This window comes from Clostridioides sp. LIBA-7602, from assembly GCF_056688945.1.
The window spans coordinates 2,514,058-2,531,271 of record NZ_CP196991.1; the positions used below are offsets into that span (position 1 = coordinate 2,514,058).

Genomic DNA, 17,214 nt, shown 5'->3' on the forward strand with positions numbered 1-17,214 from the left:
ATGTATTTTCATTTATATAAACGCCATTGCGTCTACTTACTTTAATATCTTAAAATTAATCATCTATTTAAATCTCTTTTAATTAGGTAATTAGGCATTTCTTTGATTTAATTCTTCTCTTATTTGATTTAGTTTCTTGTCACTCACTGGATATAAGATGGCTATAACAACAGCTATTATTAAAGGGATTGCCATAGAATAAGAAATCATATTTATGAAACCACTTTTAACTGCTTCTGTAACTACCATATCAGCTTGATATCCCATTGAATTCATCAAAATTGTTCTTATAGTAGTTGCAAGTAATACACCTACTTGTATTGCAACTGGATATAGTGACATACTTAGACCAGGTAAGTCTCTTCCTGATTTCCAGTGTCCATAATCACAAGAACCAGCAAAGAAGTTAAGATTTATTATTGATACTACATTTGAAAAACCACCACCAATTGCCAGTAACATAGTTACACCTAAAGTAGTCTTTCCCCAAGGAGTCCATGCAACCAACAAGTGACATATTGCACATATAGAAAAAGAAATTATTGATGCTAATTTTTGCTCTCTACAGATTTTTATAAATATTGGTGCGAAAAACATGAACGCTACACTTACTAAAGGCATTATTGCTAAAAATACAGCTAATCCACGTTCATCTTCTATTACATATTTAAAATAATATGGAGCTAAAGGTCCTAATCCTATAGATCTTATACATATAAGAAATTCTAGACAAAATGCCATCATAAGTGGAACGTTAGTAAATAGAGCTTTTGCCATTTCACTTGCTTTAATCTTTGGTTTTTCTTCTTTTTGAAGAACCTCATCTTCTGCACCAGATCTTATTATCTCTGTTGAAGAAAACCAAAATACTAAAAGACATCCTGCTGCAAAGAATAGATAAGTACCTAAATAACCCATTCCTTCTCCACCTAATACATCTGCAAATAAAACTAATAATAACGGATATGAAAAACCTACTAAGAATTTACCAACTTCTTTAAATATATTCGTAGTAGTTGAGCCTATAACTCTGTCTCTAGGCGTTTTAGCAACCACAGGGTAAATAGCATAAATTATAGTAAAAACTACCTGTTGAGCACAAGATGCTATTAATAATAAAGCGGTCATTAAAGGTAAAAGTAATGCTGGACTTATTTTCATCAATGGGACTATGAAAAATATACCATATGTCAATGCTAATGCTGCGGGTGTATATCTAAGCCATGGATAATATTTTCCTTTTTTGAATGGTTGTTTGTCAAATACTGTACCTGTTATAGGAGCTACAGCAATTTTTATGAAAGATTGTACAATTTGCATACCACCTGCCATAATTACACCAAGTTTTGCTACATCAGTTAAAAAGATATTTGTTACTGTTGATACAAAGTAACCTATAAAATTGTATGCTAGGTTTATAGAGCTTGAATATGTGTATATTGCTCTCTTCTTAGGGTCTCTCATATCATCTCTAAAATTCGATATAAGATTTCCTTTTGGTTTGCTTTCTTGACTACTCACATCTACCCCTCCCTTATAAAATTTAATCACTTTTCATTATTCACGTATAATATTTCTTCTTCCAAACTTCAAATATTTTTTTCTTGATTTGGTTTTAAATTTTATATGTGTATAATTTTAATTTAATTATATTCTCAAAATTCATAATTGTCAAACACTTTTTTGATTTTATTTTTTGCTCTTAGATTTAAGTAAAAAGCCCATTTAAGTTAATTTACATTTGTTTTTTATTGTTTTACTGCTTTAAAATGTCATCAAAACATATATTTCAAATTATTTTATCAGATTCTTAGTAATTTTAATTTTTTATAATATTATTCAAGAATAATTTTATTAAGATATTTTCATACTACATCTAGATTTTAAAAATAATTTTTATCTCTTTAAATTTATTTAATTTTTATACATGTACTATTGATTTAAAAATAAAAGCATGTTACAATTACAAAAAGAATCTATCAGACGAACATCATTACAAACATTAATTTCAGAATTTTCAATTTTTTCTTTTTATGTAATTCTACATAGTATCATAAGTTATTATAGCTATACTAATCCAAAACTAATAAAAACAAATATTGTACTACTTTTATATAAAATATATTTTAAATATATTTTATAAATTTTATTAAAAATATTTTATAAAGGAGAAGAAACTATGTTACTTTTAATTGCTACGTGTGCAGTATACATATGGATTGGTTTTTATTTTTCTAAAAAAGTTAAAACGGCATCCGATTTCTTAATTGCAGGTAGAAATCTTCCTTTACCCATCCTCGCCGCAACTATCGCTGCTACATCTTTTGGTGGAGGGTGCTTAGTAGGTGGAGTTCAATGGGGAGCTGAAAGAGGATTGTGGGTTGGTATGTATTCTACTATAGGAGCTTCTTTAGCTTGTTTTGTAAACGCATTTTTTGCAGGAAAGTTAAGAAGTTTATCTTGTGATATAACTCCTGCAGATTATATTGAAACTAGATATGGTCATAGTATATTTTTAAGAGCTTATCAAAGTCTTGTAACACCAATATCAATATTAGCCATTATGGGCAGTCAATTAATCTCTTTTGGTTCTGTATCTACTGCATTTGGTATTCCTTACGATGTAGCAGTAATCATAGGAGTAATAGTAATCATTATATATACTTATACATCGGGAATGTGGGGAGTTGCAGTATCAGCATTTATTCAACTTGCTATTTGTGTTGTGTTTTTGCCAATAGTAGCTTATATAAGCTTAAAATTAGTTGGCGACAACCCTTTACTTATGTTACAATCAATGGTAAAAGAACCATTCTTTCCAGGAAATAAATCGATTAGTGATTTTATGTATACAGTTTTACCATTAGTTTTAGGCTCAATATTTTCTTATGAAAGTTTTTTAAGATATCAATGTGCTGATAATGCTAAAAATGCAGTTAAAAGCAGTATAATTGCAGGATTTATACTTTTGTTTCTTGCTTTTCCTATAGGAATAATTGGAGCTATTGGTGGTAGTTTATTTCCAAACATATCATCTGTCCAGGTTTTACCTCAAATGATATCAACAACTTTACCACCTTTAATTTCTGTATTATTCTTAGCTGCTATATTAGCTGCCATAATGTCTACTGCAGATTCATTAATGACTTCGATGAGTGCTATCATATCAAGAGATATTTATAACAAATTATTACATCCTGATATAGAATTTAATGACTTGAAAAATACTCTAAAATATTCTCAAATTGCTTCAGCTTTAACAGCTGTAGCAGGTGCAATTATAGCACTTAAGTTTGATAGTTTATTAGAACTATTATTTTGGCCAGCACCATTATGTACAGGCGTGATATTTGCACCATTTGTAATTGGCCTTTCCTGGAAAGGTGCTACAAAAAAAGGTGCTATCTATGCTGTTATAGTAAGTGTGATATTGGCATTATTAAATATGGTTGGCATTCTTACTGTCTTTGACAGAATTTTAATTCCTATAATAGGTGGTTCTATTACAATATTTATAGTTAGCAAATTTTCAAAAAAAGATTGAAAAGAGAGGTATATACAGTAAATATGTCAAAATCAGAAAAGGGAAAAGAAACAAAAGCTAGTATTGTAAGTGCTGCTAGAGAATTATTTTTTGAACAAGGTTATCATAAAACGACAACTAGGCAAATTGCAGAAAGAGCTAATATAAATTTAGGTCTAATAAGTTATTACTTCTCAAGTAAAAGCGAAATAGGGGCTATAATATATGAAGATATAAGAGATGAAATGCAGTCTTTAATCTATAACTATCATGAAGAGGGCACTATGATGATGTTCTTTCTTGCTATGAATGCTGACCTTTGTTTTCTGCTAAAAAATGAAGCGTACAGGAATTTTTATTTAGATATAGCTTATGAAGAAGCTATTTTAAGCTATCAACGAAGTGTAACTGAGATGGTAATGAAGAGATATGTTAATGATAAAGAATCTATAGAACATGATGAATTAATACTTTCTTGTATTGGTATACTTGCTATGAAGCCTGAGATAATTAGGGTTTATATTTCACACAAGTATGATATCTCTTCTCAAGCAGTAATAAAGTATTTTACAAAACAATTCCTCATTAACCTTGGTCATAGCACCGATTTATGTGAAGATATTTTAGAGGAACTGAGTAAATACTATATAGATATAGTTGATAACTTCACTCCTATAATAACTCGCATAAGAACCTAATAAAATTTTATCGGATTCTTAGGGACTGAAATTTTAAAATCGTAATTAGGTGTTAAAATTTCAGTCTTTATTATATTAAAAAATATCTTATAGTATTTTTTCTTAATACTATAAATATCCTACACAATCATATCTATAAATTTCTTTATCCATAAATTCCAAAGACGCCATTCATGGCCTCCAACACACTCTTCATATACAACATCTATATTTAAAGACTCTGCATATTTCTTAAATGTCTGATTGTTTTCATATAAAAAATCTCTATCACCACAGAATTGATAAATTTTAGGAATATCTTCATTTCTTTCTTTAAGATTCTTAAGTATGTAAAGTAAATCATTATCGCTATTTCTAGCATCTTCTGGTCTTCCAAAATCATGAAATAGAATATCTGCATTAGTTTCTATTTGTTGATTTTCTAACTCATGAATCATATCAGGCGAACCAGAAAAACTTGCAACTGCTGAAAATTCTTTTGGTTTTGAAAGTGCTAACTTTAAAGCACCATATCCTCCCATGGACATTCCAGCTACAAAGTTATCTTCTCTCTTATCTGACAAAGGAAATATAGCTCTAACAAATTTAGGTAATTCCTCACTTACAAAAGTAAAATATTTGTGTCCATACACCATATCTGTGTAAAAACTAGTTTCTACTCTTGGTATTACGAGAGCTATATTTTTATTTTTAGCATAATGTTCTACATTAGTATATCTAATCCATGAGCTTTGGTCATCTTCTAATCCATGAAATAAGTACAATGTTTTAAACTTACCTTCAAAATCATATATCTCTTTACCACTAAAAAGTTCTTTTCCATTTGCTACAGGTAGAACTACAATTACATCGGTTTCTCCTCCTGTATATTTAGATTTAAATTTACATTGTATAAATGCCACAAAAAACACCTCTTCTATAATGATTTTATATCTAAAAAGCACCAAGAGTTTAACTTTCTCAGTGCTTTAAATATTTCTTAATTTATATATTTTTAATTACACATAATATCTTTTTTTAGCTACATATAATCGGAAGTATCTGTTGGTAATCCTTTTTTATCCAATTTACCTTCAACAACATCTTTAATTATAGAATAAATTACAGCAAACATTGGAACTCCTATAACCATTCCAACAAAACCTAATAGTTTTCCTGCAACTAACAATGAGAATAAAATCCAAAATGCAGATATACCAATTGAATCTCCAAGTATTTTAGGTCCTATAATATTGCCATCTATTTGTTGTATTATTAATATAATTAACAATAACCATAAAGCTTTTATAGGAGATACAAACATTACTATTAGTGTAGATGGTATTGCTCCAAATAAAGGTCCAAAGAAAGGTATGATATTTGTAATACCAATTATAACTGATATTAATAATGTATATGGCATTTTAACTATTGTAAGTATTACAAATGTTAGAATACCTATAATAAATGAATCTAATATCTTACCACCTAAAAATCTTCCAAATGTATAGTTACTTCTATGAGTCAATTCTAAAATTCTAGCAGCTTGTGTCTCTGTAAATACTGCATAAGTTATTTTTTTACTTAATCCATAGAATTTTTCTTTATCAATTAGTAAATATACTGAAACAATCAATCCTAGTACAATATTCCATATACTAGAAGCTACATTCTTTAGCATATTTCCTAATATTGGTATTAAATCTGTTACAAACTTTATAATATATGCAACAAATTCATTCCATTTATCTACTGCCAAATTGAAGTATTGTTCATCAAGATTTAAATCAGTCATTAATTTATCAATAAGCTTAGTTGCATTATTTACATACATAGGTATATCATTTGCTAGTCCAACAATACTCTCAATTACTTGAGGCAATACGAAATACATAAACAAGTAAAGTATCAATGCGGCTGTTGCATATGTTAATAAAAGACCCAATCCTCTTTTTGATTTTTGTTTTAGGCTTTTTAATTTCTCACTTTTTATAAAAACTCTATCTTCATAAAATTTTAAAATAAAATTAAGAAGATATGCAATAGCAAATCCTATTATAAAAGGCTGTAAAGTTGTAAATATAGCATCTAAATTATTAGAAAATACATCGATTTGTGATGATACTAGATAAAATATTATACTACAAGCAGCTATTATAAATGTGTAAATTGCTATTGTTGTGTACTTTGTATTCCAATTAATTTTCATTTTTTCCTCCTTATTTCTATATAGTTAAATTTTATCACAAAATCACTATTTTTATAACAAATATAGCAAATTTAAATTTTAAATTCTATAAAGTATAATTAGAATACAAGTTTTCAATTTTATTTATATTCATTTTTCTACAATATAATCTACATTATTTTCTTAAGAATCTTAATTAATTTATCATTATATGGTGCATATCTAATAGGAATATCTAAATTTAATTTTTTTAAGACACTCTTATAGTGAGTAAAGGTATCAAACCCAGCTTTTCCATGATATGAGCCCATACCGCTCTCTCCAACTCCACCAAATGGTAAGTAATTCGTAGCTATATGTGTAATTGTATCATTAATACAACATCCACCTGCTGGAATCATTTCTAAAATTTTATTTTCTAGCTTCTTATTTTTTGTAAAAATATAAAGCGCCAATGGATTTGGTCTCTGTATAATTTCTTGTATAACTTCATCCAAGTTTTTATAAGTTAAAATAGGAAATATAGGTCCAAATATTTCTTCCTTCATTATATTGTCATCCCAATTAACATTATCTACTATAGTTGGCTCTATTTTTAATTTCTTATTATTGCAAACTCCACCATATACTACTTTGTCTGTATCAATAAGAGATACTATACGATTAAAATGTCTTTCATTTATAATTTTAGGAAATTGTTCATTATTACATGGATTATCTCCAAAATATTTAATAATATAATATTTTATTTTTTCTATTAATTCATCTTTCCTATCTTCATGTACTAATACGTAATCTGGTGCTACACAAGTTTGCCCTGCATTTATTAGTTTTCCCCATGTAAGCCTTTTTGCAGTAAGCTCTATATCTGCATCTTTTAAAATAATACAAGGGCTTTTTCCTCCAAGCTCTAAAGTTGTAGGAGTCAAATATTCTGATGCTGATTTCATTACTATTTTACCAACATTAGTACTTCCTGTAAAAAATATATAGTCAAACCTTTCTAATAGTAATTTTTCACTTTCTTCTTGATTCCCTTGAACAACTGCAACATATTCTCTTGAAAAAGTATTTTCAATTATCTCTTTAACTATACTAGATGTTGACACAGAGTATTCAGAAGTCTTCAATATAACACAATTACCAGCTGCTACTGACCAGACTAATGGTATAAGTGCTAATTGGAAAGGATAATTCCATGGTGACATTATGAGTGTAATGCCATAAGGTTGTGGAATAATCTTGGATATAGATGGAAAGTTAACCATACTTGAGTTAACTCTTTTTGTCTTACTCCATTTTCTTATGTTTTTTATAGCAAAATCAAGTTCACTATAAAACATACCTATTTCTGTCATAAAGCCTTCAAAGTTTGACTTATTTAAATCTTTCTTTAATGCAAAAAGTATTTTTTCTTCATTTTCTAATACGACTGACTTCAACCTTTTTAACTTTTCTAGACGAAACGATATATCTCTAGTTTTACCTGTATTATAATATTGTCTTTGCATTATCACTAACTTCTTTATATCCATTATTTAAAATCCCTTCTTTAAGAATTCTTCTATTTTATGTTATTGTTGAAATTCGATACACTTTTATTTTACTAATTTATAACCTAAGAAATTCACATAAATATAACATAAATTTACCAATAAAAAAAGCCCCTTTCATTAAATAAATAGGCTAGTAATCGTATTTTTAAATTAAATGAATTATAAATTATAACAATATTAGAAATAATCAAACTATATGTCGTTATTCATAAAATTATTTTGTAAATATGCTCTAATGTATTTTCATAACTTATCATGTTTAAAGATAATTATAAATTTGTACTTTTAATGTTGTCTACATATTCAAGTATTGGCTTTAAGTATTCTTTATCACACCATTCAAAAACTTCTCCTGACAACAAAGGTGCTTCTACTGGTTTAAGTCCTTTACGCTCTTGTTTCGCTATAGCTTTTTTTAAAAAACTACAAAGTGTACTATCTATCCACGACATTTTTGTTTCATCCCATTCTCCACGACAGTAAAAACATGGAACTCCATCTAATTCTTCCTTAAAGTTAACTTCCCTTAATTTTTTTAGTACTTCATCACTATATGGAGATGCTCCTACACCAAAAACTATTAGGTTTTTTCCTTTTAATTCTTTATAATGCTTTTTTAGAAAAGAAATTCCTGCTATATTACAAGCATAAAGACCTCCTCCTAAGATAATAGTATCGTATTTCATAATTTTTTCTATGTTTATATCTTTAATCTCAAAACTGTCACAAATCAATAATTCTGAAAACCATTTAGCATATTTTTTTGTTGATCCATATTTACTTTTATAAATCACTACTGTATTTTTCATAAATTATCTCCTTTTGATGTCATACAAAGTTGATTTCTCACTTATCTATTTTATAAATTATTATCTTCTACATAATCTCTTACATACTCAATTCCTCTGCTTAATTTCATAATTCCAAAAAATAATTGTTCTACTTCTTTTTCTGTAAAATCTTTAAATAAAAGCTCTAATACTTTAATTTGCATATCTCTTACTCTTTCTGAATACTCTTCTACTCTATCCTTTGTTAAAAGGCAAGTAGCTCTTGAATCTTTTTCATTTTTTTCAATTTGTACAAACCCTTTTTTTTCTAAAGCAACAGCTAATTTCTTTACATTTTGTCGTGAGCATCCCATAAGCTCTCCAAGCTTAGTCAGTGTCACAGTCTCATCTATAGATTCTGCAAGTGCTAAAAGTAACCATTGTTTCATTGTAAGTTCTGGGTCTAACTTGTCACATGCAGTTTGAAGTTTATTTTGCATTACAAATAGATTTGCAAATATAGCTTGTTTCCTACTCTCATCATCCACAACAATTTTTTTCATTAAAGTTTCTATATCCATTTTTTGTCCCTCTCTATATGCTAATTCTTAGACGTTCCATCACTGTTTATAAATAGTAATTAGTTACTTTTTATTATAGTAACTAATTACTATTATGTCAATAATTTTATTTTTGTTACAAATAATAAGACGCTATAGGGATTGAATGTTATTATGTTCACAGCACATAAAATGACCACCAGTGGAACCTTGTCCGTTTTGGTAATGGACGCTTGTGTCATGTAGATATTGATACTAACAAATCAGCAGGAAAGGATGTCATATACAAAAGTTATATATGAATAGTAACTAACACAACCATGCCAGTAGAATAAACGAGTATGCTTCATATAACTTACAAAGGTGAATTTTGATTTTTCACAGGACAATTATCATATAGATTAGGGTTTCTTAGGAATCCCTAATCTATATTTATATTTTATAGGTATAATTTAACTCAAATTTAAGCTATTTACATTAAATACATTTTAAGTTATATTATTTTTTAAAATCTACTCTAAAATATATTTTTTATACTTATTATACTCTATATCACTACATTCAACTTCTAAAACAGTTCCTTCTTCTGTATATTCTGTGCTTATTATACTTGCATTATCATTAAAATAGGAAGCTACATGCCCTTCATTATATGGAATTAAAACCTTACATCTTATATAATCCTTAAATATACTATCACAAATACATTTTATCATTTTGTCAATATTTATGTCTTTTTTTACTGAAACAAAGATTCCATCTATATCGTCTACAATATTATTTAAAGCTTCTTCATCCATTAAATCAACCTTATTATACACATGTATCATAGGTATACCATCTGCACCTATTTGTTTTAAAGTATCTTCAGTTACTTTAATATGATTTTTGTAGCTTGGATTTGAAATATCAATAACATGTAATAATACATCTGCTTCACATGCTTCTTCTAATGTTGACCTAAATGCCTTTACTAAATCATGTGGTAGGTTACTCACAAACCCAACAGTATCAGATAGTAAAAATTCTTTATTATTTGAAAGAACTATATTTCTAACAGAGGTCTCCAATGTAGCAAATAACATGTTTTTCTCAAAGACTTTCTTTTCTTCAGAATTTTTAAATGTATCTACTAATTTATTCATGATTGAAGATTTACCTGCATTTGTATAACCAACTAAAGCAACATTTGGTAAATTTGATTTTCTCCTCATACTTCTTTGGGTTTCTCTTTGAAACTTTAAATCATCCAGCTCCCTATTTAGAGAAGTTATCTTTTCTTCTATTCTTCTACGGTCAAGTTCTAACTTTTTCTCACCAGAACCTCTATTTTTAGTACCAACACCACCACTTTGACGTCCTAAATTTTCATTTGAACCTATAAGCCTTGGTAGCATATATTTTAAACTAGCAACTTCTACTTGAAGTTTAGCTTCTCTAGTTTTTGCTCTCTGTGCAAATATATCAAGTATTAATGCTGTTCTATCTATAATTTCGCAATTAAGCTTTTCTTCAAGGTTTTTGAGTTGTGATGTAGAAAGTTCATTATAAAATACAACTATATCTGTATTTTCTTTCTTTATTAAGTTTAATAATTCATCTACTTTACCTGCCCCAATATAATATGCTCTATTGACTTGCTTTGCATTTTGAGTTACACTTCCCACAACATCAATATCACATGCTGAACATAAGTTTTCAAGTTCAATCATCAGTTCATTAAAATCCTCAGATTTATTATTTATATTTAGTCCTACTATTATTCCTTTTTTTGCCATATCCATATTCTCCTTATCTGCTATTTTTATTTAATATATAGCACGAGATTATGGCTCTATAATTAAATTCATCAAGAATTCTATTTTTATCTTATCCTTAAATGACACTTCTAATTTAACATTATAATAACCATAATCGTGCATTATTTTCTCAATCTTATAGAAAAAATCACTTTCATACACCCCCTCTCAATTATATTATGTAGTTTTTTCAATAAAAAAACTCCTTACAAATCTAAGTAATACAAACAAGCTACTTATATCATAAGAAGGATTAAAATTCTAAATATATATTAAAAATATGTCAATTTAATTGACTCATATGCAATTACCATATTATATTTAATCCAATTCTTAAATTTAAGTAGTTTTTTACATGATTAATAAAAGCAATAGAAATATACACTTTTATACAATCATTAACTATTAAAATTAAATTTCATTTACAATAAAATTTAAAGAATATGATTAAATATACATTTTGATAACCACCTCCAACATTTTCCTTATTACATAGTATAATAAAATACATACTTTGTAAAGACATAAAATAATAGATAAGACTATACTTATAAAATATAATCTTATCTATTTAGTTTATCTTAATGAATTATACATCTATTCTAAATCAATTTTTTGTTACATTGCTTCATCTTCTTCAAATTGAGAATTGTAAAGATTGGCATAGAATCCGCCTTTCTTTAGAAGTTCCTCATGATTTCCTTGTTCAACTATATCGCCTTCATTCATAACAAGAATCATATCAGCATCACGTATAGTTGATAATCTATGAGCTATAACAAAGCTTGTTCTACCTTCCATAAGATTATCCATAGCTTTTTGAATCAATACTTCTGTTCTAGTATCAACAGAACTTGTAGCTTCATCTAGTATTAGGATTTTAGGGTCAGCTAAAATAGCACGAGCTATAGTCAATAATTGTTTTTGACCTTGAGAAACATTACTTGCTTCTTCATTTAGTTTCATCTTATATCCATCTGGCAATGTCTTGATAAATCTATGAACATGTGCAGATTTAGCAGCCTCTATAACTTCTTCATCTGTAGCATTTAACTTACCATATCTTATATTTTCCATAATGGAACCACTAAATAACCATGTATCTTGAAGAACCATACCAAACATTTCTCTAAGTTCACTACGATTGAAATCTTTAATATTATGACCATCAATCAATATTGCACCACTATTAACATCATAAAATCTCATTAAAAGTTTAACTATTGTAGTTTTACCTGCTCCTGTAGGACCAACAATGGCAACTTTTTGACCTGGTTTAACATTTACTGAAAAATCATTTATTATAGTCTTGTTTGGATTATATCCAAAGTTGACATTTTCAAAATCAATTTTTCCTTCTAAACCATCTATTGAAACTGCATTTTCAACAATTTGGTCTTCTTCTTCCTCTTCTAAAAACTCAAATACTCTTTCTGAAGCTGCTGCTGTTGATTGTAGTAAGTTAGCAACCTGTGCAATTTGAGTCATAGGTTGTGTAAAGTTTCTTACATATTGTATAAATGATTGTATGTCTCCAACCTCAATTGTTTTCTTAATTGCAAGCCAACCTCCTAAGATTGATACCATTACATATCCTAAATTTCCAATAAACATCATAAGTGGTTGCATTATACCTGATAAAAATTGAGATTTCCATGCTGAATTATACAAATTATCATTTAATTTATCAAACTCTTCAATTACTTCTTCTTCACGGTTAAATGCTTTTACTATTGTTTGACCACTGTAAGTTTCCTCAACCTGACCATTTACATTTCCTAAATATTCTTGTTGAGACCTAAAGTATTTTTGTGATTTCTTTACTATTCTTGAAATTACAAACATTGATATTGGCAATATTAAAATTGCTACCAATGTCATAATACCACTTATAGATAACATCATTATCAAAACACCTATCATAGTTGTCACTGATGTTATAAGTTGTGTCATACTTTGATTTAAACTTTGGCTTAAAGTATCTATATCATTCGTAATTCTTGATAATATTTCACCATGTGTCTTAGTATCAAAATATTTCATTGGCAATCTATCCAATTTTACTGAAATCTCTTTTCTTAAATTATAGGATACTTTTTGAGAAATTCCACTCATTATGAATCCTTGTATAAAAGAGAATAATGCACTTATCAAGTAAAGGCAAAGTAAAAATGCTAAGATTTTTCCAATTGCATCAAAATCTATACCTACATTACCTCCAGAAACTTTGCTCACTAATCCTTCAAATATCTTTGTAGTTGCTTTACCTAAGATTTTTGGACCTACTATAGAAAATGATGCACTTCCAATAGCAAATACAATTACCAAAATTATTGATATTTTAAATTTAGATAAATATGCAATTAGTTTTCGCATAGTTCCTTTAAAATCATTTGCTTTTTGCCCTGCTCCCATAGATTTTCCCATAGGACCTTTTCCCATTCTACTCATTACCTAGCTCCTCCTTTGAAAGTTGTGATAAAGCTATTTGCTCATAAACTTCGCAATTTTTTAGAAGCTCTTTATGTGTTCCTATTCCAACTATTTTTCCTTCATTTAAAACAATAATTTGTTCTGCATGTAGGATGGTGCTAATTCTTTGTGCAACTATCAGTACTGTACTTTCAGCAGTTTGTGATTTTAAAGCCTTACGAAGAGCTGCATCCGTTTTTAAGTCAAGAGCGGAAAAACTATCATCAAATATATACACTTCTGGATTTTTTGCTATTGCTCTTGCAATAGAAAGTCTTTGTTTTTGACCTCCAGATACATTTGTTCCACCTTGAGAAATTTCAGTTTTAAAAGCTTCTGGTTTAGAATCAATAAATTCTGTAGCTTGAGCTATTTCAGCTGCAGTTCTCATTTCTTCATCTGTTGCGTCTTTTCTACCATATTTTAAGTTGGATTCTATAGTACCAGAGAATAATACTCCTTTTTGAGGTACATATCCAATTTTTTCTCTTAAGTCATGTTGAGAAACATTTTTTATATTAACTCCATCAAGTAATATTTCTCCCTCTGTAACATCAAAGAAACGAGGAATTAAATTTATAAGAGTTGACTTACCACTACCAGTGCTTCCTATAAACGCAGTTGTTTCTCCTGGTTTTGCTGTAAAGGATATGTCTGTCAATATAGGTTCTTCTGCATCTGGATACATAAATGAAACATTTTTAAATTCAACAAGACCTTTTTTATCTTCTTTAAATTCTTGCACTTCTGTTTTTTGAGGGTCTTTAATACTTATATCTGATACTATTACTTCATCTATACGTGTAGCTGAAACAGATGCTCTTGGAAGCATAATAGATACCATTGATATCATCAAGAATGACATTATTATCTGCATTGTATACTGTATAAATGCCATCATATCTCCAACTTGCATTGCCCCAGAATCAACACTGTATGCACCTCTCCAAACTATAAGAACTGTGATAAGGTTCATTATAAGCATCATAGCAGGCATCATACACGTCATAACTCTATTTACAAAAAGATTTGTTTTAGTTAAGTTTTTATTTGCTTCATCAAATCTTTCTTCTTCATGTTTTTCAGTACTAAAAGCTCTAATGACTGGTATACCAGTTATTATTTCACGACTGACTAAGTTTAACTTATCAACAAGCTTTTGAACTAGTTTGAACTTAGGCATAACCACTGAGAATAACACTACTATTAATGATAAAATAGCAACTACTGCTACTGCTATAATCCATGCCATTGAAGTATTTGTATTTAAAACTTTTATTACTCCACCTATAGCCATTATAGGTGCATAGAATACTATTCTAAGTAACATAACCATCAACATTTGTATTTGTTGAATATCATTTGTACTACGAGTAATTAATGAGGCTGTAGAAAACTCATTCATCTCAGTATTTGAGAATGACATAACTTTTCTAAAAACTCCACTTCTTAGATTTCTACCTACACTTGCTGCTACTCTTGCTGCTAAGAATCCTACTGTTATTGTAGCTACCATACTAATCATAGCTATACCAAGCATTTTTGCACCAGTAAGTAATATATAGTTATTTTGAGTTTTTTCTGTATCAATTCCTATTTTCTCATACTCTGCCTTTACATATGATACAGAACTTTGTGTTATCATACTTTCTGGCATATCTTCAAAACCTTTACTCATCTCTTTAGTTAATGTATCTAATTGCTCTTTTGGCATTGCTGATAACAACTTAAACACATCAATATCTCCACCTTGAGTAGCTTGTGGTGGAAGTTGACTCATTAGCTGTTCTTTCATCGCTTTTACTTCTTTACTATCACCTTCAAGTCCCACTACTATTAAAATAGCTTTACCAAAGATAGAATTTAAATCATCTATAGTATCTTTATCTTTAGTATTTAACTCATAAAGAGATTCTTCTTTTAGACCTGGATACTCATCTTTATACTTACTATAATCTTCTTTATTCAATAAAGTATAATTATCTAATACTTTATCCTTACTACTTTTATCCATGAATAAAGTAATTTTATCCAATTCTCCCTTTCTAATCACAGATGGAACAGAGTTTTCTACTCCACCTTGTTGTATACCTATATTTACTATATTGGATGTGTATTCTGGTAAAGAAAGGTCACATACTGCTTGAACTACCAATAGACATACTATTACCACTATTGGTAATGCTGACTTCTTTAAATATTTAATTAATTTAAACATACATTTCTTCCCTTCTGTAATATTAATTAGTCTAATGACATTAAATTGAAAAATATTATTTCAAAATTTAAAAATATTTTTCATCCTCATGTTTATGACATCCTGCTTTCAAATTATCTCTTACTTGCATTAAGAGTCTTCTAAGTACTATCTTTTCTTCTTCACTAAATCCTAAAAAGAATTCTCTTTCTAGCTCCTGATTGAATTCCTCGACTTTATTACATGTTTCTAATCCTTTATCTGTCAAAAAAATCCTAGATACTCTTTGGTCCTTTTCATCTTGTTTTCTCTCTACAAGTCCAGCTTTTTCCATTCTTTTTATCATAACTGTAGTAGTGGATGCTTTCACTTTTCTTTTATCTGCTAATTCTTTTTGACTTTGGCCATTCTTCATTTTTAGTGAAAAAAGTATTTGTGGCTGACCATGATATAAGCCTAATTTATCAAAATAAAAATGAGTTCTTATAAAATATATTCGCATTAATTGCAAGAAAACATCATTCAATCTTTCTTCAGAATTACTATTCATACTTCCCCTCCTTATTTTTATATTACTTAGTCGGCTAAGTGTTATTCTACTATATCGTATACTTTTTTTCAATATATTTATAAAAAATTCATATAAATTTCATTTATTAAATATTTTTGTACTATTTAGTTATAATTTTAATAAATAATAGTAAGTTTTTTAATTAGCTAGCTACTTATATTTTCTTTATTGAAAAGCTTAAAATAAACCTTTTCATATATTTTCAAATAAAAAAGTTGTTCCAAAATAAATTTGAAACAACGTTTTATACAACACTATATTGCTTATATACTACTATAATATTCTATTTATTCTCATAACCATTTACAACGATATCTAATTTTCCAGTTTCTGGTGAAATTATTAAGCCATGTACAATAATTCCTTTTGGAATCAAAGGATGTTCTTTTATTAAATTAATGCTATCTTTTACAGATTCTTCTGCAGAATCAAATCCATGTAGCCATTGTTTTGTATCAATTCCAGCACTACGAAGTGTAAGTATCACATCATTAGATACCCCTCTATCTAAAATTTTACTAAGCAATTTATCTGTATCAACATTACACATACCACATCCATGATGCCCTACAACTATAACCTCATCTACATCAAATTCGTAAATTGCAACTAGAATACTTCTCATAATACTACCAAAAGGATGCATTATGGTAGCTCCTGCATTTTTTATTAGCTTTACATCTCCATTTTTTAAATTCATAGCTTTAGGTAAAAGTTCAGTTAATCTTGTGTCCATACAAGATAAAACTACTATTTTTTTATTTGGATGTTTTGATGTAGCATATTTTTCATATTCTTTGTTCTCTACAAATGATTTATTATACTCTAATATCTCTTCAAGTTTTTTCATATGTAATCTCTCTCTCTTTAAAAATTTTTTTTATTATTATATCACTATTGA

General features: G+C 28.2%; 13 protein-coding genes and 1 pseudogene. 3 read left to right on the plus strand and 11 right to left on the minus strand.

Going from position 1 to position 17,214, the window contains the following annotated elements:
* Positions 1–90 precede the first annotated feature (90 nt).
* Positions 91–1,521, minus strand: a complete 1,431-nt coding sequence (locus tag ACTG45_RS12100) for an MFS transporter (protein WP_021385065.1) — start codon at positions 1,519–1,521, stop codon at positions 91–93.
* Positions 1,522–2,179: 658 nt separating this feature from the next.
* Between ACTG45_RS12100 and ACTG45_RS12105 the strand changes: the two genes are divergently transcribed.
* Together ACTG45_RS12105 and ACTG45_RS12110 are read left to right on the plus strand one after the other, a co-directional pair.
* The gene (locus ACTG45_RS12105) at positions 2,180–3,544 is read left to right on the plus strand and encodes a sodium:solute symporter family protein (protein WP_479916952.1); all 1,365 of its coding nucleotides are present in this window, start codon (positions 2,180–2,182) and stop codon (positions 3,542–3,544) included.
* A gap of 23 nt (positions 3,545–3,567) precedes the next feature.
* On the plus strand, positions 3,568–4,221 hold the full coding sequence (locus tag ACTG45_RS12110) for a TetR/AcrR family transcriptional regulator (protein WP_021385052.1): 654 nt from the start codon (positions 3,568–3,570) through the stop codon (positions 4,219–4,221).
* 119 nt (positions 4,222–4,340) lie between these two features.
* Here ACTG45_RS12110 and ACTG45_RS12115 read toward each other — a convergent pair whose 3' ends face one another.
* The 5 genes from ACTG45_RS12115 to ACTG45_RS12135 form a co-directional block, all read right to left on the minus strand.
* Positions 4,341–5,123, minus strand: coding sequence for an alpha/beta hydrolase (locus ACTG45_RS12115; protein WP_021385078.1), 783 nt, complete (start codon positions 5,121–5,123; stop codon positions 4,341–4,343).
* A gap of 119 nt (positions 5,124–5,242) precedes the next feature.
* The gene (locus ACTG45_RS12120) at positions 5,243–6,409 is read right to left on the minus strand and encodes an AI-2E family transporter (protein ID WP_021385059.1); all 1,167 of its coding nucleotides are present in this window, start codon (positions 6,407–6,409) and stop codon (positions 5,243–5,245) included.
* A 149-nt stretch (positions 6,410–6,558) separates the two neighbouring features.
* Complete coding sequence (locus tag ACTG45_RS12125) at positions 6,559–7,923, minus strand: aldehyde dehydrogenase (RefSeq protein ID WP_479919064.1); 1,365 nt, start codon at positions 7,921–7,923, stop codon at positions 6,559–6,561.
* Positions 7,924–8,213: 290 nt separating this feature from the next.
* Entirely contained in the window at positions 8,214–8,753 is a 540-nt protein-coding gene (locus tag ACTG45_RS12130) for a flavodoxin domain-containing protein (protein WP_479919065.1), read from the minus strand.
* 50 nt (positions 8,754–8,803) lie between these two features.
* A complete protein-coding gene (locus ACTG45_RS12135) occupies positions 8,804–9,295 on the minus strand; it encodes a MarR family winged helix-turn-helix transcriptional regulator (RefSeq protein WP_021385082.1) in 492 nt (163 codons plus the stop codon).
* Between the two features lie 128 nt (positions 9,296–9,423).
* On the opposite strand from ACTG45_RS12135, the pseudogene ACTG45_RS12140 reads away from it, so the two are divergent.
* Positions 9,424–9,567, plus strand: a pseudogene (locus tag ACTG45_RS12140) (transglutaminase-like domain-containing protein); the annotation flags it as partial.
* 219 nt (positions 9,568–9,786) lie between these two features.
* On the opposite strand, the gene hflX reads toward ACTG45_RS12140, so the two are convergent.
* From hflX to ACTG45_RS12165, 5 genes are all read right to left on the minus strand, one after another.
* On the minus strand, positions 9,787–11,052 hold the full coding sequence (gene hflX / locus ACTG45_RS12145) for a GTPase HflX (RefSeq protein WP_021385067.1): 1,266 nt from the start codon (positions 11,050–11,052) through the stop codon (positions 9,787–9,789).
* Positions 11,053–11,691: 639 nt separating this feature from the next.
* On the minus strand, positions 11,692–13,524 hold the full coding sequence (locus tag ACTG45_RS12150; protein ID WP_021385076.1) for an ABC transporter ATP-binding protein: 1,833 nt from the start codon (positions 13,522–13,524) through the stop codon (positions 11,692–11,694).
* Positions 13,517–15,763 (minus strand): ABC transporter ATP-binding protein, encoded by a 2,247-nt coding sequence (locus tag ACTG45_RS12155; RefSeq protein WP_479919066.1) that lies wholly within the window; start codon positions 15,761–15,763, stop codon positions 13,517–13,519. The genes ACTG45_RS12150 and ACTG45_RS12155 overlap by 8 nt, the downstream gene beginning before the upstream one ends.
* A gap of 67 nt (positions 15,764–15,830) precedes the next feature.
* A complete protein-coding gene (locus ACTG45_RS12160; protein ID WP_021385058.1) occupies positions 15,831–16,292 on the minus strand; it encodes a MarR family winged helix-turn-helix transcriptional regulator in 462 nt (153 codons plus the stop codon).
* Between the two features lie 304 nt (positions 16,293–16,596).
* The gene (locus ACTG45_RS12165; RefSeq protein ID WP_021385074.1) at positions 16,597–17,163 is read right to left on the minus strand and encodes a beta-class carbonic anhydrase; all 567 of its coding nucleotides are present in this window, start codon (positions 17,161–17,163) and stop codon (positions 16,597–16,599) included.
* Positions 17,164–17,214 lie beyond the last annotated feature (51 nt).